This is a genomic window from Planococcus donghaensis (assembly GCF_001687665.2).
GTDB classification, from domain to species: Bacteria; Bacillota; Bacilli; order Bacillales_A; family Planococcaceae; genus Planococcus; species Planococcus donghaensis.
This window is the reverse complement of record NZ_CP016543.2, coordinates 204,747-224,885: the sequence shown is the minus strand read 5'-3', so window position 1 is coordinate 224,885 and position 20,139 is coordinate 204,747. Positions and strand designations below refer to the sequence as shown.

The following is a 20,139-nucleotide window of genomic DNA, read 5'->3' as shown; positions in this document are numbered from 1 at the left end:
CTCTCCTAGTCATCCGCCATCCATGACCGCAACAATTTTGTAAAGTCTTCAGGTCGACCTTTGGCAAGCTTTTCAATCGTTTTCCGTTTAGGATTCGACCTGCTACTAAATTCGGACAAATCGATTTCTTCCTCTTCTATCTCTACTTGATTTGATTTAGCTAGTGCCTGTTCAAAACCTTCAAAGCTATATTCTTCTTCTTCTACATCTACTTTTTTCTTTTTGCGAAGCAATAACAAGGCAACTACAATAATGATTACCAATACAATTGCTGCAATAATTACCATAAGTAAATTATTTGGAATACCTGTTAAGAATGTTACTTCCGGTTCTTCTTCTACAATATCCGGACGTCCCTGGAATTCTGTCGCAAAGACAGAAATTCGATCTTCTAGTTCAATCTCAGTCGCTTGAACTTCATTCATACTCAATGATGTACTCACAGCGTTTTTTAGTAAATTACTTATATCTGTAATATTTTCTTGTGATAAACTCGCTGGATTGTCAGGAATTGGTGGTTCTACCCCTACATTAATCGTAATATCGTCAATAACATAAGGACTCATTTCGATTTGTCGGTTGATCCGATTGACTTCACTATTGATCCGCTCTTCTGTCCGTTCAGATTCGCTATTGCCCGTGCCGTCGACACCTGGATAATTGGCAACTTCTGTTTCACCAGTTCCTGCCGCATCTTCAATAACTACCCCTTCACTTGAATAGGTTTCAATAATTCGTTCAACGCTAATATCCAATCCTTCATTGTTTTCAACATCAACTGGTTCAACCAATTGCTCTTCTCGTTTTTCTTTTGTAAAATCGATATTTGTCATAACGGAAACAACCACTTTATCCTGCCCAAGCAATAACCCAAGCATTTGCTGCAATTCACGTTGAATATCTTGCTCGATGCCTTTTTGGATTTCGCGGTGCTGCTGATAAACCGATAAATTAGTATCTAACTGATTTTCATCTTGCACTTCAAACACTTGCCCGTTTTGATCCATAATAACAATTTGATCTGCCGGCAAGCTCGGAACGGATTTACTGATTAAATGGTACAAGCCATTAATCTGCTTTTGATCCAACTGCAACGTCGAATCACCCTTCACTACAATAGAAGCAGTTGAAGTTTGTTCTTCATCCGTAATCCAAATATTTTCTTTTGGAAGCGTAATCATGACATTGGCTTCAGTTACCCCATCAATTTGCTTGATCAAATACGCCAGCTCGTTTTGCATAGCATCGCGTTCAACCACATCAAAATGACGATCGGTCATACCCAGTCCCATATTTTCACTAAATGTCCCGTAATTGACATTGCCGTTTTTCGGAATGCCTTCTGCCGCCAAACTGACTTTCAAATTGGCTAAATGCTCTTCGGGTACGCTAATGGTTTTGCCGTCACTCGATACTTCTACTGGAATCGCTTGTGCTTCAATAGCTGTCTTAATCTCGCCGGCTTCAGCTGGTGTCAAATCAGAATATAATACGGAAAAATTAGATTGATTGCTGAAAAATACAAAGACACCAAGAATAATTAACGTGAGAAAAAAGGAGCCAATTACAGACCACTTTGTAACAGGAGAAAAACTGGTCCATGATTCACTCATTTTTGATTTGTATACCGAAATCTTTTCTTTCATTTCATCAACATCCTACCGGTTTTCATCATACTTGCATTCTCATAACTTCTTGATAAGCTTCAACCACTTTATTGCGTACCTGCATCGTCATTTGCAATGACAAGCTGGCTTTTTGCGAAGCAATCATCACTTCATGAACGTCTTGCACTTCTCCTGTTATCAACTGATTGGTCAATTTATCGGATTCGTTTTGTGCAGCACTCACTTCTTGTAACGCATCTTTAAATATCTGGCCAAATCCTTCAACTTTGTTCTCGGGTTTTACGTTGTTGAACAATTGATTTTGAATAAAAGGCGTTTGAATCCCACTTATTTTCTCCATAAGTGCCTCCTTAATGTTCTGTAGGTGGTTGAAATAATCTTCCATTTTATAAATCACGAAGTCATTACTAATTTCTTATTAAAATATTGATATGAAGCAAAACAGCGGAGACTCCCGCGGGATAGCGAAGTGCCGAAATCCACTCGGGCGGTCAGCCCGAGTTAGTTCGGCGCAAGCCCGCAGGAAAGCGCAGCTGTTTTGCGTAATATCACTGATGGGAATTTATGAATTATTTTCCGATTTCCAATGCTTTCATAAACATGCTTTTTGAAGCATTTAGTGCAGTAACGTTGGCTTCATAAGAACGAGTTGCGGACATCAAATCCACCATTTCTTGCAATGGATCGACATTGGACATGCGGACATAACCGTCTTCTCCCGCATCTGGATGTTCTGGGTCATATCTTAATGTAAAAGGCGTTTGATCTTCTTTAATTCCTGAGGCTTTAACACCCGTCACAGCCGTGTTCCCTCTATTAATGGCGGATTGCAACTGATTGGAAAAAGGGGATGTGCCGCTTTGAGACAATTCCACCGTTTTTCGGCGATAAGGCATCCATTCACCGTCGACTAATTCGGCGCGATTGGTGTTGGCATTGGCAATATTGGCGGATACTACATCCATACGAAGCCGGTTTGCTGTCAGCCCCGATGAACTAATATTAAATCCCGTAAATAAGCTCATCCTTTTTATCTCCCTCCATTAATAACTGAACTGAGACTGTTGAGTTTACCATTGACGCGTTCCGTCACGGCGTTATACCATAATTGGTTTTTCGCCAGTTCGGCCATTTCTAAATCCATGTCGACATTATTGCCGTTGTTATTGTATTGAGTTGAGTTGTTGGTCAAAACTCTTGTTGTGCCTACTAACGATTCGTTGCTAAATGATACGTGGCGATTGTCTGTTTTGTAGCTAGACAAGTTTTGATTGGACATAGCTGTATCCAAAGCTGCTTGGAAATCGACTTTTTTACTTTTGTAATTGGCCGTATCCACGTTGGCAATATTCGCTGAATGAACGCGCTGTTTAAGAGTCGCAGCTGATAACGCTTGCTCCATCGATTCAATTGACTTAGGGAATATATTCATTGATAAACTCCTTTTTTTAACATTTATCATTAAAACAAAAATCCACCTTTGGGAAAAGATGGATCAAAAATCTGTCGATCACCGTCCCTCATTCTCTAGTATAATGTTTAATAAGAATGATAGGGAATAGCTTGGATCTCTTAAATATTTTTGCCATTTCTACAATGAAACTGATCTATTTTATGGTTAAACTAATTATTTTGTACTATTTTCGGAAATGTTATATCAAAGTGATAGTATCATGTTTCAATAATTTTGTATATTTTTCTTTTTAAAATTTTTAATGCTAATTTTTCCATATTAATATAAAAATCACTATTTTTTTTATATTTAAAATGTTATGATACGCGGTAAATATAAGAATCGATTTTGAAAGGAAGAAACGACATGTTTCGTGGGTTATATACTGCTACATCAGGAATGATGGCGAATAACAGGCAACAACAAATATTGACGAATAATCTCTCAAATGCAAATACTCCTGGTTTTAAAGAAGATCAAACCGTTTTCCGGGCTTTTCCAGAACAGTTAATTAAAGCAGTTGAAAACAGCAAAAAAGGTACAATAGTCCCTCATAATATTGGCACTTTAACTACTGGAGTGTATACGCAAGAAGGAATTCCCTCATTTCTTCAAGGTCCTTTGAAAGAAACCGGAAACGAAACAGATATCGCCTTGCTTGATGAGTTATTGCCAACAAATCCCGACACCCAACAAAAAGGTTCGATGGTTTTTGCGGTAGCTGCGGAAGATGGCGAAGTGCGCTATACCAAAAATGGATCGTTTGCTGTTGATACTCAAGGTTTCTTAACTACGAGTGATGGTTTCTCTGTGTTAGGTGAAGACTTGCAACCGATTCAAGTCGGGTCTGCTGACTTTACGGTACAAGATAATGGCGAAATTATTTTAGCCAACGGCGCTCAAGGGGATCGCTTATGGGTGGGTTATACTGAAAATCCTCAACAGTTTGTAAAAGAAGGCCAAAATCTTTTACGCTGGGCGGGAGCTCCTGAAGCCTCTCCTCAATTTATCGACAACGTCGATTTACTTGATGGAACACCTAGCTTCATGAAACAAGGATTTGTAGAACAATCGAATGTGGATCTGACAAAGACCATGACAGACATGATGACCACCTACCGCGGATTTGAATCCAACCAAAAAGTAATTCAAGCATATGATCGCAGCATGGAAAAAGCCGTCAATGAAATCGGGCGCGTATAAGGAGGAATTTGACAAGTTGAATATCCAGATGAATACAGCCAGCAACACAATGAGTGAGTTGCAAAAAAAATTAGATTTGATCGGCAATAATATCGCGAACGTCAATACTAACGGGTATAAGCGACAAGAAGCTAGCTTCTCTGACGCGCTCGTTCTGTCTCTTGAAAAACAAGTCGGACAAAAAAACGAAGTTGGGCGCATTACACCTAATGGGTTACGCATCGGTGCCGGTGCGATTCTTTCACAAACAGCCGTCCGCAACGATCCTGGGTCTATTAAAGAAACAGGTCGCCCATTAGATTTCATGATTCAAGGCGAATCGGCTTACTTTCGTATTGCATCCGATGGCGAAACACTTTATACAAAAGATGGATCTTTCCAAGTTCAGCCGATTTTGAATTCAACACAAGTTGGCTTAGTAACAGCGAACGGTGATGCCGTATTAGGCGCTGATAACCAACCGATTGTTTTCGACGCTGATTTCGAAAACATCCGCTTGAATGGACAAGGAACTTTAGAGATTTCTTATAAAGACTCTGACAAGCAACCAACTGAAATTCAAATGGGCGTTGCCCAAATTAACCGACAAGATTCATTAGCGAAAATCGGTGAAAATCGATTCCGCTTAAACGGAACAGAAGCTGAACAACTTGCAAACGGCAATTTGCAGTTTATCAATTTGTCTCAACCCAATGACGGAGCTATCCAAATTAAGCAAAACTTTTTGGAAATGTCCAATGTCGATTTGAGCGACGAAATGACTGAACTGATTACCACTCAACGATTATTTCAATCACAAGGTAGAGCCATTTCTTACGCAGATGATATGATGGGCTTAGTCAATACCATTAAAGGATAAATAAAAAAGCATGCACCCCGCGGGGTGCATGCTTTTTTTGATTTAATTTCATAATTAAAGAAATCGCTCCAGGCGGACGCTTTCCGGGGGGCACGGCTTCAGCCGCTTCCCTCGCTGCGCTCAGTCCAGGGTCTTCAGCTCGCGCTGTCCCCCAGGAGTCGCCGCCTTCCACTCTTTCTTCTAAGAGTAACAAAATAATAAAAGGTTCAACTTCGAACTAGTAGGATATGGAGCAAAACAACGGAGACTCCCGCGGGATAGCGAAGTGCCGAAATCCACTCGGGCATCGAGCCCGAGTTAGTTCGGCGCAAGCCCGCAGGAAAGCGTAGTTGGTTTGCGGAATATCCAAGTCAACTACTACTTATTAAACTACTCACTCATTATCTCAAAAAGTCCATTAAACTTGGTTGAATGATTTTTGATGTTGCTGCGAGGCTTGCTTGGTAAACACTTTCCTCACTCTTTAATCTGATAACCGCTTCTGCGTAATCGACATCTTCAACTCTTGATAACATCGATTGAAGGTCCAAGTTACTATCAAGCAAGCGATTTTCAACGGCTTCTACACGATTTTGACGTGCACCGTTTTCTGCGCCTACTGATAATAACCGGTCAATTGCTGCATCAACTTTGGATACGTCACTGGCATTTCCAGCTTTTAAGTTAGCAGAAATGCTTTCCAATGTTTTGAAAAGGTTTGTTTCTTCATCCGAAGCTCCGAATAGTTCATCTGGTAAGACACTCGATTTAATGTTGATGCCTTCTCCGATAGTAAACTTGCGAGCTTCTAAGCCTGTACTGTCAAAATCAAAATTTCCTTTTACAGGAAACGGTGATTCACCTGTTTTTTGACCATTGAATAATGAACGGCCATTAACTTTTGCATTGGCTAATCCTCGCATTTGCTCAGTTAGTTCTCCAATTTCAGCATCAATTGCCTGACGATCAAGTTCAGAATACGTACCGTTATTGCCTTGAACAACAAATTCGCGTACACGTTGCATGGCACTCACCATTGAATCAACGTTTTGACCGGTTTCGTCCATCCATAACTTTGATTCGCTAGTATTGCGTTCAAACTGAACATTCGCTGCCAGCGTGCTTTTCAAGTTCATCGCTTTACTGACACCGTTTGGGTCATCTGACGGTCGGTGAAGTAATTTGCCACTCGATACTTGACTGTTGGTTTTTTCAAAGCGGCTCAAGTTTTGGCTCATATTGCGTATGGAATTCTGGTTCAGCATCTGTTGCGTGACTCTCATGTTTTTCCCTCCACGTTCCTTCTGCTATCAGTTCGCCATTCGGTTAATAATGGTATCCAGCATTTGATCCGTCATTGATACTAACCGTGCTGCGGCATTATAGGAATGTTGGTATTTTACTAAGTTGGCCATTTCTTCATCGAGCGAAACACCCGTTACCGATTGTCTCCGGTTTTCTGTGGCTTGAAGAGTTGCTTCGTGATTGGTAACCGAGCTAATTGCTGCCTGACTTTCTGCACCCAGTTCACTTACCAGTTCTCTAAAGTAACTTTGTGCGTCTTCTGATGGTTTATCCGTTGCCGCCGGTTGTTTTAACGGCTTTGCTGCGTAATTTACTTTTAGCTCTGATAGGTTGAAGTTGTCAGCATCCCCGATAAACAAAGCTTGATCTGCGCCACCTGTTTTTGTCATCGTGTTTGCTTGCGTAAAGTTTTTAACTACACTTATCAATTTGTCTTGATAATGGATTGCGCTGTCCATTGACGCGCCTAATCCAGCCAATTTACCACCGTAACTTTTCGGATTAGTGGTAACACTGTCCACATCGATTTCAGAAACTTTTTCACCTGCAACCAATGCTTGTTTGTTTGAAGAAAGGCTAATTGAATAACTGCCATCTGATTTTTCATCCACTTTGACAGCCATCAATTTCGACAGATCTTCTACTAGAGCGTCCCGCTTATCTTTCAAGTCATTTGACTGATTGCCGTTGCGGACGATGCTTTTATTGAGTTCTGTGATTTGCTTTAAATAATCATTAGCTTCAGCTACTGCTTCTTGTGTTTGCTGAGTAAGTTCACTTTTTAAATTCGTCATCGATTTGTTCATCGACTGAGCTACTTCTACGAACCCTTGAGCACGTTCTTTCACAATTGCTTGTGCAGATAAACTATCCGGCTCATTCGCCAAGTCTTGCCAAGCGCTATTTAAGCTATTCATTGCACTGTTTAACCCACTATCACTCGGTTCGTTGACGATGGTTTCCAAACGATCGAGCGTTGTTTGTTTTGCTTGCCATTGTCCGAGTGTTTCGGAATGGTCACGAAATTGCTGGTCGAGAAAGCGGTCTCTCACACGGGTAATCGAATCGATCGTAACGCCGGTTCCAAGCTGGCCTGTGTTCGCGCCTTGGGCTGTCCAAACGCTTAAAGAAGGAGATGCGCTTGAATTTACTTGCTGACGTGAATAGCCTTTCGTGTTTACGTTGGCAATGTTCTGTCCAGTCGTTGAAAGGCTCGCCTGACCAACGGATAAGCCGCGTTTTCCTAATTCTAATCCATGAAATGTTGAAACCATGATTCTTTGCCTCCCAACAATTTCTAAGCTCTTGTATCGAAAAAGCCTTGATTGTTTGATTGTGGTTTTTGTTGCCCTGCTGGTGATTGGTAGTTAAAATGTTGTTGTTTTGTTTTTGTGACTTCCGTAATCATATGTTGAACAAAGCTCATCGAATCTTCAAGCAGTTTTTCGTTGGTTTTGTTTTTTGCTTGAAGTTCAGTCAAAAGCGTTTGTAAGGTTTTCAATTGTAAGTGAAGATCTTGTTTTACAGCTTCATCTGGAATTTGTTCGGCAAACTGGCTAAAAGTTAACCCTGGATGCTCTTCCAATACGTCGGCTACAAGTTGCTGCCGCTCATCTTCTAGTTGGCCAAGTTGTTTGACCAGTTTTGCTTCTTCTTTTACAAGCTCTGTCAGTTCATCGACTTTTCGTTCGATCAACACCGTCTGTTTGCGCTCGGCATAACGGATAAGCTGTTTTTGTATGCTGATCAATTCGTCCAGCGTGTTTACTACTAAGTTCAGCATCCGATACCCTCCTCTTTTGCATGCGCTAACTTATTTATCAAACCAAAATTGATGCACTTTATCTGCGACTTTCCCCGCATCTACTTTGTATTCACCTGATGCTACTTGTGCTTTTAAAAACTCAATTTTTTCTTGTCTTTCAACGTCTACACTGGCATTTTTCTCGAACATCGCTTTCGCCTCATTTGAAATCTGCAGCTCGTCTTCTTTTTGTAACGGCTTGGTCTTAGCTGCCGGAGTTACTTGCATTTTTTGATAAGATTGAATAAAGGAAGAACTATTTGTTTTATCGATATTCATTCCTTCACCACCCTGTCTTTTATTTTTTGGTGCCTTGTCGCATTTTCCATAGTTGTGGCTCCCCGGACATTTCTGGCGAGCCCTCAAACTTTAATGTTCGTTCGATTTCTGTTGAAAACGAATCAAAGCAATTATGGCAAAGCATCTGTCTTTTTATGAGCTCACCACAATGTTGGCAAGGATACCCTAGATTGGGAAAATCCTCTGCGTAAATCCGGCCATTGCGGATAAAATCCGTAATTTGTCGTACCGATATGTTTGTAGCCTGACTAATTTCGTAAATATCTTTGTCGTGATTGCTGCTATCTTTTAGAAAATCATTTATTGCATTAAAATTATTTTCAATTTCTTTAAAACAGTCTATGCAATAGTCAGTGTAGTCCTTTAGGAATAATATACCGCAAAATCGGCAATTATCCAGCTGATTTGCTCCCACATGTACTCACCTGACCTTCTCTATCTATTTATATCGGCAACTTTGCCAAAATGTTTAGCGAAATTTAATATTATTGCAATTTAAATTCCGTTACGAGTACGCGTTCAACCGTGCCTTTTTCAAACACTTCGGCTAATCGCGTTACGAGTTCTTCCTCAATCATAGAAATGCCACTTTCTCCAATCAATTCTTCCTTTGTAAAACTTGCAACTGTCGAAATCACAGCGGCACGAACTTCAGCAGTACGCTTTTCAGCTTCTTCTTTTGTATCTTTGTCACTCAACAAAATATTAAACTGCACAACCCCGAAATTCCCAGCTGATGCCAAGTTGGTGGTGATAATATCCGTGTCGATGCTCATTTCTGCTATTTCTTCAGCACTTAACGATTTATGCTCTTCAGCTTTTTCCTCTTTAGGCATAAAGTACAAATAAGCACCTGCACCAATCGCTGCCACCACGACAAAAGCGACAATTATTTTTATTATTTTCCCCATAATGCACCTCTTATTCTTCGGTTTCTATTTCAAAAGGTGAGATCAATACTTCGACGCGGCGATTTTCCGCACGTCCTTCAGGAGTATCATTTGACGCGATTGGCTGATATTGACTATAGCCCGTCGCACTGAACTTCTGCGGACTCAGTTTATCGTTTTCAAGAAGGTTTCTCATAAAGTTAATCGCACGCGCTGAACTCAACTCCCAGTTGGTTGGATATTCCGCTGTGCCAGCTGGGACATTGTCCGTATGGCCTTCGATAAAAATCATTCGCGGAGGATCCGTGATCAATAAATTCGATATCTCGTCTGTAATTTTCTCAGATCCCTTTAGAATAGTGGCGCTTCCCGATTCGAACAGCACCCCTTCTTTAATAATAATTTTCAAGCCTTTTCGCGTCATATCGGTTTGCAAGCGAGGGGCTAACCCTTTGTCGTCAATATACGCATCAATTTTTGTTTGAAAATCCAGCAATTCTTGCTGATCTTTTGCTTCAAATACTTCTTCTGGACTTTCGCCAGTAACCGGATCTTCACTCAACTCTGCAGTTGGCGATGTCTCAAAACTTTCAACGGGTGCTTGTTCATCTAATACGCCAGATCCGCCTTGCAACTCGCTATTAAATGATTCCGCGATCGCATTAAATTTTTGAGCATCTACTTGGCTCGAGGCAAACAAAACGATAAACAATGCAAGCAACAAGGTTAGCACGTCTGCATAAGGCAATAGCCATGCTTCATCTACATGTTCTTCATGCTTTTTTTTACGCTTCAACTTGAACACCGCTCTCTTCTTCGTCAGATTCAAGGTTACGGTCTTTCGCTGGTAAGTACGTTAATAGTTTTTCTTCTACGGTTCGAACTGGCAAGCCTTCTTGAACGGCAAGCAAGCCTTCTAGCATAATCATTTTCGTTTTTACTTCGGCTTCTGATTTCCGTTTTAGTTTATTGGCAAATGGATGCCATAATACATAACCTGAGAAAATCCCGAATAGTGTTGCGATAAAAGCAGCGGAGATGGATTTACCAAGAAGTGCTACATCGTCTAAGTGACCAAGTGCCGCAACGAGTCCGATAACGGCACCCAGTACACCTAGTGTCGGAGCGTATGTACCGGCTTGTGCAAAAATCTTCGCTCCCAGTTCATGACGTTCTTCCATAGCGGCGATTTCTTCTTCCATCAAATCACGAATATGTTCTTGTGACTGACCATCTACCACCATTTTCAAGCCGCGTTGCAAAAACGGATCTTCTACTTCTTCTGATTTTTCTTCTAATGCCAATAAGCCTTCTTTTCGTGCCAGCATTGCCCATCCCGTGAACATCGGAATCATTTCCTTAACGGGAATTTTCTTCTGTTCGCTGAAAATCACTTTGAACAAGCTCGGGATTTTTTTAATTTCATCCATAGGAAAGGCAACAAGAAGACAGGCGATGGTACCCGCAAAGATAATGACTAGCGCCGCTGGATTGTAAAGTGCAATCGGATTTGATCCTTTTAGGATCATCCCGCCGATCAACACGACAAATCCCATGATGACTCCTATCCAAGATGTCTTGTCCACGTTTATACCTCATTTCATTACTTGTGTAGTTTCATTATTGTATGCATGATATTCCGTAAAACAACTCCACTTTCCTGCGAGAGTCTCCGTTGTTTTACGAAATATCTAATTTTCAAAATAGCAACCTCATTCTTTTACTTAAGTTTAGAGGTTCTTGAAGAATTCGCTTCAGGCGGACGCTTTCCGGGGGTACGGCTTCAGCCGCTTCCCTCGCTATGCTCAGTCCAGGGTCTTCAGCTCGTACTATTCCCCCAGGAGTCGCCGCCTTACGCTCTTTCTTCTAAATAGTGAAGGTATATTCAAATAATATTTTTTATTTATTTCTTCATCAAAGCCATAGCTTGTTTCCATGTATTACGAATATCTGTCATCAGCTCTTCTACTTCTTCTAGTGCTGTTACGTCATTCTTCATGTTGGCTTCTACTAGGCGGCTATACATGTATTCGTACATTTGCTCAAGGCCAGCTGACATTTCGATGTCTGCTTTTAATGTGCTGCGCAGTTCTTGAATAATGTTTTGAGCTTTAATGATATTGGTATTTTTTTCTTCGATTTTTTTATCAGCCATAGCACGTTTTGCTAGTTTCATGAATTTTAGACAGCCGTTATAAAGCATTAATGTTAGTTCTTGAGGTGATGCTGTCATGACTGAGTTTTGCTGGTAAGTCTGGTACGGATTGATGGTGACCATTCTTTTTCCCCCTTGATATTAATTGCGCTTGTCGATAAATGAACCTGCTGTTGCTACGGTTTGATAGGCCCCGCCGTATTTTTTGGAGATTTCTTTTGTTTGAGTAATACGTGTAATTTGCGTAAAAAAGGATTGATGCAACCCGTTGATCAACGGTTGAAGCTTTTGGTCAACTTCTTTTAGTTGTTCAATAATCGAATGTTCTTCTTCTGACCAACGGAAATTTCGTTGTTTCATGAAAGTTTCCAATTGTCGAATGGTATTTTCGCGTTGGGTAAACAAGCTTTCAAGCGATTCGACGATTCCTTCTTCGTTGTCTTCCATTCGGGAATTGACCTGTTGCGCTTTTTCATAAATCTCACGAGCCTGTTTGAGAAAAGCATACATGATTGGCTTTGAATCACTCATCACGAACCACCGAATAAGCTTTGTTGCATCCATGTGCTTTGTGAGTTCATCTTGCTCAATGCTTTTTCCATCGCGGTAAATTGCTTCCAGTAGCGATCTTCAATACTTGCTAGTCGGTCTTGCCAGCGACTAATTTCCGTATCCATTCGTTTCAGTTTTTGAGAAAGCGTGCTATTATCTATTGAACTTGAAGGGCTTCCCGCTTTAGCACTCAGATTTTTGATAACCGCATTCAATGTATCGTAGACACGTGCTCCTACTCCATCGCCTGCTGCGTCTCTTGTCGTAAAGAGTGCCATTACTTCATCCGGTTTTTTCGTTAACGCATCTTTTAATTTTTCCTCATCGATGAATAACTTACCGCCTTCTGTATAGGAACCAGTATTGATACCAATTTGCGATAAATGATTGATATTTCCATCTGCAACTCCTGTTACGGTATCCATAAAGGCTCTTCGTAAATCTTGCAAGGCCGACTTCATTATTGGGTCATTTCGTAATAATCCACTCCGCGCTTTTTCTTCCCATAACTCAATTTCAGTTTCTGTTAGTTCTTTTTTCTGTTCATCAGATAATGGTTGGAAATCTGGATAGCGCTTTTCAATGATTTTCTTTTGCAAGTCATCGATTGCTTTATTATAAGAATCGACAAAATCTTTTATTACTTGAACAGGCTTTGTGGGATCTGATTGAACACGGACAGTCGTTGAACTACCAGCTGGATCAACTGACTGCAGTTGAATGGATAAGCCATTAATGACTGTCTGGTTGCTTTTAAGTCCATCAACTCTAATGCCATCTATTGTTACCGAACCGTTAGTAGCTACTGTTGACGTGAATTCATCTTGAGCTTTCCCGGTAATTTGCAGACCTAGGTCATCGCTTTTCTTTCCTTTGTCATCCGTAAAAGCGAGTGTAAAATTTTGTTCTGAGCCAAGTTCTTTCGAAGCCATAAAAAAGCGGGAAGTCGTGTTATCAAAATTTACACGTAAAGCTGGTTCGCTTCCTGCAGTTGCATCCTGCATTTTTTTTGCAACATCCGCATATGTCATATCTGCAGTTATCTCGACAGCGACATTTGAAGTTCCTTGTATAGTGATTGTTCCAGCGATGCCGATTGCATCAGTTGATTTTGCAGAAAGTCCATCCATATTTTTAATTCCAACTTCAGATGTCATTTTTGCTGAAGTAGCAAGCGAATTGACACTTACTTGATAACTTCCATTCATCGCTTGTGGTGTAGTTGTAACTTTTGCACTCCCAGAGCCTGTGGTCTCAGCACTGAATGCATTGAATGTCGATTGCAAACGCATACTACTAGCGCTTGTACGCAAATTAGAGAAAGCAAGATTTTGATCACGCATTGCTTCTTGTTGCCATTCTGTGAATGTTTTTTGTTGCATCAATTTATCTAATGGCATTTTTTGGACAGTCATCATATCTTTAACGATTGATTCAGTATCCATACCTGATGCTAATCCGCCAATACGCATATATTATTCACTCCGATCTTATAATTTCTCATCCACCATTAAGCCTGCCAAATCAGCCATTGAGGCGTACATATCTAAAAATTTCTTGTTTGGAATTTCTCGCAGAATTTCCTCTGTTAAAGAATTAACTACCTGAACATAATAAACATTCAACTCTTCATGGAACTGAAATTTCACATTCGTCGTAGCTGACTCTAAAAATTTGTTCATGCTGTCTACTTTATCGTTGAGTGCTTCTTTAGTAATTGGGTTATCAACTTCTTTATTTTGTTTTTCTTCTGCAGCGATAGGCTTTTTAGGACCTATTGGATTTGGTTCGCTGACTCTTGGAAATTCTATTGAAGGTAGTTTTGTTACTTCCATGTGGTTACACTCCTCGGCCTTTAGGTAAACTAAAGGGTTCTATATAGTAGTTATCGGCAGAAAAACCGATTTTTTTAGCAAAAAAGCAAAAAAAAATAAGACAGGTTTGTGAAAACCTGCCTTATTTTATGTCAGTTTGGAATATTGGTTGCTAACACCTTTCGTCCAGTGGTTGTTTAGCCCGGTTGGATCGTTAGCTGCTCCGACTGGTGCGTATTTCGCTCCGATTTTTGCAATGGTGTCTTTGCCTTGATTTAAATAATTTTGACGTAAATTACGCGCCATATCAAAAATGCTGTCTTCTACAGATGCGTAGCTACGCAAACCGTTTTTGCCCATCATGCCAGCGACATTATTTTTATCCTTCGCGGCACTCGATGAACCATTACCAGTTTCATGAATCGCAATGGCGGACAATAAATTCGGATCCAAATCGTATTTTTTACCAGCATTGATAAAATGAGCTGCCGTTCCACTCAATTTACCTTTTAAGGTGTTGTCCAACTTGATAAATTGTGTAGGCTTGAATTTTAAGTCGCTCGTATCCGTCGCAGCTGTTGGAACTTCTTTTGTATTAAGCGGCGGTATTGAAATTGCTGGATTATACGAGTTTGTTAGTGGAGCGGTTAATGGCGTTGTTAAAGTTGGCAATGAAACTTGAGCTCCTGTTTGAGAAGCCGTGGAATTGTTTTCTTCGATGCTTTCCATCATGGCGTTCATCAGCATCGCAAAAAACGTACTCGGACTTGTTGAACTGCTGATAGAACTACTATCACTACCAGTTTGACCCATAACAGGCATCGTTTTTGCCATCGTGGCGATTGTATTATATAAAAGGAAATTAGAAGAAATTGGACTGGTCAATCGGTTCTCACACCCTTTGTTAGAGTAATCTTGTTTAGTTTACAAGATAATGCGTGAAAAAAGAATAGGATAATTGTGGTAGTAAAAAAGATTTTAAATAAAAATCAGAAAACTCAGACTCAAAATAGATATTAATAGCTATTTTACAGTATATTATTAAGAACGTATGTTCTTAATAAGGAGCTGAGTTTATGAATTTGTTCTCTCTAACTTCTACTGAACAAAATGTCTTAATTGCAAGTATTTTAGGAGATGGAGAAATTACCAAAAGATATCCAGGTTCTCGCCGAAAAAACAATAGTTACTGAGAACATTTTAGTATTCAACAATTAGACTACCGAATTTGGAAATTGAATTTACTGCCTTCTACTTTTTACTTTAACCAATCAAATTCTTTGCTTCTTTCTCCATCGCTTCCCTTGTTAACACAAATGTTTGATCACTTTTACAATTCCAGTGGAGATAAAATTATCTCATTAACAATGCTTGAGCTATGTAAATCCCCTTTATTTCTCACGACTTTGTATTTAGATGACGGCTCACTGTCCATTTCTGTTAGTAAAAATGAAAGAAAGAAAACTATTTATTTAACACCTCATATTTACTTGTACTTACAATCTTTTTCCTTTGAAGATTTAGACAAATTGAAATTGCATATCACTACTCATTTAGCGGTCGAATTTAATACTAGTAAGAGACCTGATGGCTTTGGTTATATATTAAAAACGATAAAAGTGAGTGAAACCATGAAATTCTTGAAAATAGTTGGTGATGCCTCAAAAGACTGTCCCTCTATGTACCACAAAACAGATTAGAATTTTCGTTTTCAAAAAGAAATAGCTCGTTACCAAGAATCTCATCCAGAATACGAAGTAATTGTGAGCTCTTCAGATCGACATAAAAATTATACTAACGAAGAATGCGAGATGATATTCAAAATGAAAAAGGAAGGAAAAACAGATAAAGAAATAGCTTCTCACTTAAACCGCACTTACTGGTCTGTTGTTTATAAATGGAGAGAGTTACGAAAAACTAATGCTACATTTCCATATTTAGATTGAAAAAAGGATCTCAAAAACATGAGATCCTTTTCCTTATTAAGCTCTAAAATCAATTGAACTTCCCATATGAGGTTGAACAGACTGCTCAAGCATCTTTACAACCTCTTGACCATTCGTTTCCGCTTGATCAATCGTCTTTTTCATCACCGAAACATTCGCTTCAGTTCTCATGCTCGCCTGACTCATGGCCATTGATAACGCAGCGATATCCATGGACTCGCCTCCTTATAGAAAAAGGAGCCTAAATTCAGGCTCCTTTGATTTCTTAAAATTAACGTAGCAATTGTAGTACTTGCTGTGGTGCTTGGTTGGCTTGCTTTGCCACTATGTCTTTCGATCATAGAATAGACTATATCTTCACCCTCACATTTGAGGGGCTGGGCACTTCGAATGGCGCTTGCCACCCTACGGATTTCATCGCCATAGCTTCTGCCTTAGACGGTTTATCCTAGTCGTTGAACCTTCCCCAGAGTTTCCTCACAGGAGCTTGGCTGCTGATTATCCATTGGTGCATCCTCATCATTTTCAAACCGTCACGCCGACCGTTTCCAGTTACGTTGTGGTTGATGGGGCTTTAGGAAGTTCCAGCAATTCACCCAGTTGTACTCTAACCCGTTACCCGGTCAGACGCCCTAAAACCAATTATCTCAACAGTTGTAATACTGATTGAGTCATTTGATTGGATTGAGCCAGCATTGCTTGTGATGCTTGTGCAAGAATCGAATTTTTCGTTTGTTCCATCATTTCTTTCGCCATGTCAACGTCACGGATTCTTGATTCCGCAGCTGTTAGGTTTTCAGAAGATGTATTCAAGTTGTTGATTGTGTGTTCTAGACGGTTTTGATTTGCACCCATAGTTGAGCGTTCGTCTGAAACCAGTTTGATCGCTGCATCAATTGTTGTGATAGCAGTTGAAGATGCTGCTGCACTTGTACTTAAATCAACAGCATTAACTCCTAATGCAGTTGCTTGCATATCAGCAAAAGTCAAATCCATCTTTTGTGTTGCTTCAGCTCCGGTTTGAATTGAGAATACCCCAGCAGTACCGCCAGTTGCATTCAATAATTTTTGAGTGTTAAAAGCGGTTGTCGTTGCAATTCGATCAATCTCTGTAATTAAAGCAGCATTTTCTTTTTGAATTTGCGCTCTATCATCAGCTGTATTAGTATCTGATGCTGATTGTACAGCTAACTCTCTCATACGCTGAAGAATATCATGAGTTTCACTTAAAGCACCTTCTGCAGTTTGAATCATTGAAATACCATCTTGAGCATTACGAGAGCCTTGTTCTAATCCACGAATTTGCCCGCGCATTTTCTCAGAAATTGTAAGTCCAGCTGCATCGTCTGCCGCTCTATTGATACGAAGTCCTGAAGATAACTTTTCCATATTACCCATTTGTGCACTTTGTGCATTGCCCATTTGTCTGTGTGTGTTTAGTGCTGCGATATTGTGATTAATAATCATTGTGTATTACCTCCGTGTAATGTTTTTTGTTTTTTGTAAGCGTCCAAATCCTTTTGCACTGCCTTACATAAGTTATTATCGGAGGGCTTTACTAAATGTTTAGTGTTTTTTGAAAAAATTTCTTATTTATTTTTATTCACCAAAAAAGCCTGCACATTCTGCAGGCTTTCGTTCTATTTTTTTCGCATACTCAAAAAATCACTCAAGTTAATAACATTTGACGTGGCTTGTTTGTTTTCTTCTTGAATTTCTAAATACACTTCTTTTCGGTGAATGGTAATTTGCTTTGGTGCGTTAATGCCAAGACGCACCATGTCGCCTTCGATCGAAGTTACCGTGATTTCAATGTCGTCGTTGATGACGATGGTTTCGCCTTTTTTGCGTCCGAGTACTAGCATCGTTTACACCTGCCTTGCAGCGGTGTTGTCTGCTTGAAATAACGCCTGCTTGATTTGATAGTCTTTATTGTTCAACACGATTTGCATGCCTTGTTGTTTTTTATTGTTTATCACAAGTGGTGCTTTTAAGTTTGTTGTTGCGCTGCTAATGTCACCTTTGACTGTTACCGTTGTTAAGACAATGGCGTCAGTCGGCTCTTCTAACTGCAGTCGCTCCACCATTTGCTCTTCTAGTTTAATGTCATAGTCTTTGAAAAACGTAAATGGATCGACTAAGAAAAAGCTCACTTCCACGTGTTCTACCGACTGCAAGAAAAAGAATGGCGATTCGCCTTCTGCGTCTGCTTGGATTAATACATAGTCTTTAACCTCTTCAAATCCTGGAATTCCTTTATCAAATGTAATGACACGATCTTCTGCTAGTTCGATTTCTCCGAATTGTTCTGTTTGAATTTTCATGTCCGACTCCCTCCGTAACAACTAAATGCCTTGTAAGATAAAGATATCTTACAAGACATTTATTAACAATCAATTTTTATTTGAGTTTCTTAATTATCCAACTTGCTCTTCAGCAACCAAACCTTCTCTTAGCCGTACTCTGACCAAATCTACTTCCCCATCAATTCCTTTTAACATAGCTGAAAATTCTTCCAACTTTAAATCGTCACTTGCAAGCAAGCTCGCCGACATCGGTTGCGCCAACACATCCCGACTAATGACAATGTCGCCGCCTTCACCTTGCCCTTGAATGCGCGCAGCAATGTTCACGGTGCGTCCAAAATAATCAAGTCGATCATTAGAATTTACCGCAATCGCCGCTCCGCTATATAATCCGATTCGCAAGACAACTTCTTCTTTAGCGCTTTGATTAAACACGGCTAAGTTTTCTTGAATGGCGAGTGCTGCTCGCAGTGCATCTTCGGGTTTGTGGAAAACGGCCATGACCGCGTCACCAATCGTTTTGACAATACTGCCAGAATTTCCGGCAATGTGTCCAGTTAAAAATTCAAAATGGTTGCGTACTTGTCCGTAAGCACTCGAATCGCCGACTGTTTCGTACAACATTGTCGAGCCTTTTAAATCAGTAAACAAAATCGTCACGTGGCCAATATCGATTTTCTGTCCAGGAGACAATACTTCTGAAGAAAACAAATCGCGAAACTCTTGCATCGCTGTCACTTTTGCGGCGGTTACGGTTTGTGTCGTCCAGTCTGCGTTTTCTAACGCCACGACGATGTCTGCGCTACTGGAGTTTGTGACCGAAACATCACTCGATCCCGCCACCGAATCATGCGACCAACCCAGATCAGAGTAAACAAGTTCGTTTGATTCCGCGCCAGTGTCTACCACTACCCGGTCATTTGCTTGAATCACACGAAAGCGCAATGCTTTTTCGCTTTGAGGAATCATAAAGCTCTTAGACTCGCCCGACTCGATAATTTGTTGGGCTTGGACATGTGGCGTGATCGTTGGCCCACCGATGCAATACACTTCTGCGTAAGCTGTTCGGACCGCTTCATGAACGGAGAAGTTCAATTCCACAAACTGATCAAAATCCGCGTCGTAATTCACGCCGCATAAATCACAGTGAAACTGCTCTTCTAGTTGCGACAGTGAATTGTGTTCAACTTTTGAGACGCGGCAATTTGGACAAATGACATTCCAACTCAGATTTAACATACCTGCTTTTGTGGCATACAGCAAAACACGTAAGGTCTCGTCTAAATCAGCTCCCCAATGATGGGCTAATTGGACAGGCTCGATTTGCGCCACGTCTCGGTCGTCACGCTCGGCTAAATAGCGATGCAACAACTCGACAAACTTGTCGTCAACCGGCGACTTCGCGAGTAACGCTGCCATCCGCTCGAGTTCCGGTAAGTTAATCTTACCCTTACTCGGCTTTTGCGGCGCTTCGGATATTTTTTCCGCTCCAGACTGCAAATAATCGTTCAAGTAGGTCATCATTTTCTTCACGGCGGGAATTCCGCTGATCAACACGCCTGCGTAGCCAATCGGATTGAGCGGTAAAAAACGAGCCGTTAATTTGATGCGCGTACCGTTGTCCACTGTATCGAACAGTTCGGCTTGCATGCTGTACTGTTTGAGTGGTCCGGATAAATAACGGCGTTCAACGGTGTAGCTATCGTATTTCTGCCACTGGAACGGAAACTCTTGCCATTTGATCGGCACAAGACCCAAAGCTTTCGCATAAGCTTCGCGGTAAAAGATTTCCGTTCCGTCTTGCTTTGTCGGGCTGAACGTTACAGGGAACAACCCGATATACAAGTTCATTCGGTTATTATCCGCTAACAATTGCCAAGCGGTTTTTCGGTCCAACGCTATGTCTTTTTCTAACACGTATGTTTTCGTTTTAAATTTCATTTTT

At 40.5% G+C, this 20,139-nt stretch carries 25 protein-coding genes; 3 read left to right on the top strand and 22 right to left on the bottom strand.

The window, feature by feature from the left end:
* Positions 1–5 precede the first annotated feature (5 nt).
* The 4 genes from fliF to flgB form a co-directional block, all read right to left on the bottom strand.
* Entirely contained in the window at positions 6–1,646 is a 1,641-nt protein-coding gene (fliF, locus tag BCM40_RS01185) for a flagellar basal-body MS-ring/collar protein FliF (RefSeq protein WP_065527522.1), read from the bottom strand.
* A gap of 25 nt (positions 1,647–1,671) precedes the next feature.
* Complete coding sequence (gene fliE / locus BCM40_RS01180) at positions 1,672–1,968, bottom strand: flagellar hook-basal body complex protein FliE (RefSeq protein ID WP_065527523.1); 297 nt, start codon at positions 1,966–1,968, stop codon at positions 1,672–1,674.
* Between the two features lie 229 nt (positions 1,969–2,197).
* Complete coding sequence (flgC, locus tag BCM40_RS01175) at positions 2,198–2,653, bottom strand: flagellar basal body rod protein FlgC (RefSeq protein WP_008431742.1); 456 nt, start codon at positions 2,651–2,653, stop codon at positions 2,198–2,200.
* A gap of 5 nt (positions 2,654–2,658) precedes the next feature.
* Positions 2,659–3,060, bottom strand: coding sequence for a flagellar basal body rod protein FlgB (flgB, locus tag BCM40_RS01170; RefSeq protein WP_065527524.1), 402 nt, complete (start codon positions 3,058–3,060; stop codon positions 2,659–2,661).
* A gap of 387 nt (positions 3,061–3,447) precedes the next feature.
* Here flgB and BCM40_RS01165 point away from each other — a divergent pair, with 387 nt between their 5' ends.
* Together BCM40_RS01165 and BCM40_RS01160 are read left to right on the top strand one after the other, a co-directional pair.
* The gene (locus tag BCM40_RS01165) at positions 3,448–4,284 is read left to right on the top strand and encodes a flagellar hook-basal body protein (RefSeq protein WP_065527525.1); all 837 of its coding nucleotides are present in this window, start codon (positions 3,448–3,450) and stop codon (positions 4,282–4,284) included.
* Positions 4,285–4,300: 16 nt separating this feature from the next.
* Positions 4,301–5,143, top strand: coding sequence for a flagellar hook-basal body protein (locus BCM40_RS01160; protein WP_065527526.1), 843 nt, complete (start codon positions 4,301–4,303; stop codon positions 5,141–5,143).
* Between the two features lie 380 nt (positions 5,144–5,523).
* Here the strand turns inward: BCM40_RS01160 and flgL are convergent, their stop codons facing one another.
* The 13 genes from flgL to BCM40_RS01090 all read right to left on the bottom strand — a co-directional run bounded on the left by flgL (position 5,524) and on the right by BCM40_RS01090 (position 14,827).
* Positions 5,524–6,405: a flagellar hook-associated protein FlgL gene (gene flgL / locus BCM40_RS01150; protein WP_065527528.1), complete on the bottom strand. Its 882-nt coding sequence runs from the start codon at positions 6,403–6,405 to the stop codon at positions 5,524–5,526.
* A gap of 27 nt (positions 6,406–6,432) precedes the next feature.
* On the bottom strand, positions 6,433–7,701 hold the full coding sequence (flgK, locus tag BCM40_RS01145; protein ID WP_065527529.1) for a flagellar hook-associated protein FlgK: 1,269 nt from the start codon (positions 7,699–7,701) through the stop codon (positions 6,433–6,435).
* Positions 7,702–7,724: 23 nt separating this feature from the next.
* Entirely contained in the window at positions 7,725–8,210 is a 486-nt protein-coding gene (locus BCM40_RS01140; protein WP_008431732.1) for a flagellar protein FlgN, read from the bottom strand.
* A gap of 30 nt (positions 8,211–8,240) precedes the next feature.
* On the bottom strand, positions 8,241–8,510 hold the full coding sequence (gene flgM / locus BCM40_RS01135) for a flagellar biosynthesis anti-sigma factor FlgM (protein ID WP_008431730.1): 270 nt from the start codon (positions 8,508–8,510) through the stop codon (positions 8,241–8,243).
* Positions 8,511–8,529: 19 nt separating this feature from the next.
* Positions 8,530–8,946, bottom strand: coding sequence for a flagellar protein (locus BCM40_RS01130; RefSeq protein WP_065527530.1), 417 nt, complete (start codon positions 8,944–8,946; stop codon positions 8,530–8,532).
* Positions 8,947–9,016: 70 nt separating this feature from the next.
* Positions 9,017–9,442: a flagellar basal body-associated FliL family protein gene (locus tag BCM40_RS01125; protein ID WP_008431726.1), complete on the bottom strand. Its 426-nt coding sequence runs from the start codon at positions 9,440–9,442 to the stop codon at positions 9,017–9,019.
* Positions 9,443–9,452: 10 nt separating this feature from the next.
* Positions 9,453–10,217: a flagellar motor protein MotB gene (motB, locus tag BCM40_RS01120; RefSeq protein ID WP_065527531.1), complete on the bottom strand. Its 765-nt coding sequence runs from the start codon at positions 10,215–10,217 to the stop codon at positions 9,453–9,455.
* Positions 10,207–11,007, bottom strand: a complete 801-nt coding sequence (gene motA, locus BCM40_RS01115) for a flagellar motor stator protein MotA (protein ID WP_065527532.1) — start codon at positions 11,005–11,007, stop codon at positions 10,207–10,209. Before motA ends, motB begins: the two co-directional genes overlap by 11 nt.
* 317 nt (positions 11,008–11,324) lie before the next feature.
* Positions 11,325–11,699: a flagellar export chaperone FliS gene (fliS, locus tag BCM40_RS01110; protein ID WP_065527533.1), complete on the bottom strand. Its 375-nt coding sequence runs from the start codon at positions 11,697–11,699 to the stop codon at positions 11,325–11,327.
* Positions 11,700–11,717: 18 nt separating this feature from the next.
* Complete coding sequence (fliT, locus tag BCM40_RS01105; RefSeq protein ID WP_065527534.1) at positions 11,718–12,107, bottom strand: flagellar protein FliT; 390 nt, start codon at positions 12,105–12,107, stop codon at positions 11,718–11,720.
* On the bottom strand, positions 12,107–13,600 hold the full coding sequence (gene fliD / locus BCM40_RS01100) for a flagellar filament capping protein FliD (protein ID WP_065527535.1): 1,494 nt from the start codon (positions 13,598–13,600) through the stop codon (positions 12,107–12,109). The genes fliT and fliD overlap by 1 nt, the downstream gene beginning before the upstream one ends.
* A gap of 18 nt (positions 13,601–13,618) precedes the next feature.
* The gene (gene flaG / locus BCM40_RS01095; RefSeq protein ID WP_065527536.1) at positions 13,619–13,963 is read right to left on the bottom strand and encodes a flagellar protein FlaG; all 345 of its coding nucleotides are present in this window, start codon (positions 13,961–13,963) and stop codon (positions 13,619–13,621) included.
* A gap of 126 nt (positions 13,964–14,089) precedes the next feature.
* Positions 14,090–14,827 (bottom strand): glucosaminidase domain-containing protein, encoded by a 738-nt coding sequence (locus tag BCM40_RS01090; protein WP_065527537.1) that lies wholly within the window; start codon positions 14,825–14,827, stop codon positions 14,090–14,092.
* Between the two features lie 350 nt (positions 14,828–15,177).
* Between BCM40_RS01090 and BCM40_RS16625 the strand changes: the two genes are divergently transcribed.
* Positions 15,178–15,642 carry a hypothetical protein gene (locus BCM40_RS16625; RefSeq protein WP_083394448.1) on the top strand — a complete coding sequence of 155 codons (465 nt, stop codon included), beginning with the start codon at positions 15,178–15,180 and terminating at the stop codon, positions 15,640–15,642.
* 282 nt (positions 15,643–15,924) lie between these two features.
* Here the strand turns inward: BCM40_RS16625 and BCM40_RS01080 are convergent, their stop codons facing one another.
* From BCM40_RS01080 to BCM40_RS01060, 5 genes are all read right to left on the bottom strand, one after another.
* The gene (locus BCM40_RS01080; RefSeq protein ID WP_065527538.1) at positions 15,925–16,101 is read right to left on the bottom strand and encodes a YjfB family protein; all 177 of its coding nucleotides are present in this window, start codon (positions 16,099–16,101) and stop codon (positions 15,925–15,927) included.
* Between the two features lie 429 nt (positions 16,102–16,530).
* Positions 16,531–17,355: a flagellin N-terminal helical domain-containing protein gene (locus tag BCM40_RS01075; RefSeq protein ID WP_065527539.1), complete on the bottom strand. Its 825-nt coding sequence runs from the start codon at positions 17,353–17,355 to the stop codon at positions 16,531–16,533.
* Between the two features lie 173 nt (positions 17,356–17,528).
* Positions 17,529–17,753 (bottom strand): carbon storage regulator CsrA, encoded by a 225-nt coding sequence (csrA, locus tag BCM40_RS01070; protein ID WP_008431704.1) that lies wholly within the window; start codon positions 17,751–17,753, stop codon positions 17,529–17,531.
* 3 nt (positions 17,754–17,756) lie between these two features.
* Positions 17,757–18,212 (bottom strand): flagellar assembly protein FliW, encoded by a 456-nt coding sequence (gene fliW / locus BCM40_RS01065; RefSeq protein WP_065527540.1) that lies wholly within the window; start codon positions 18,210–18,212, stop codon positions 17,757–17,759.
* 93 nt (positions 18,213–18,305) lie between these two features.
* On the bottom strand, positions 18,306–20,135 hold the full coding sequence (locus tag BCM40_RS01060) for an adenylate/guanylate cyclase domain-containing protein (protein WP_065527541.1): 1,830 nt from the start codon (positions 20,133–20,135) through the stop codon (positions 18,306–18,308).
* Positions 20,136–20,139: the final 4 nt, after the last annotated feature.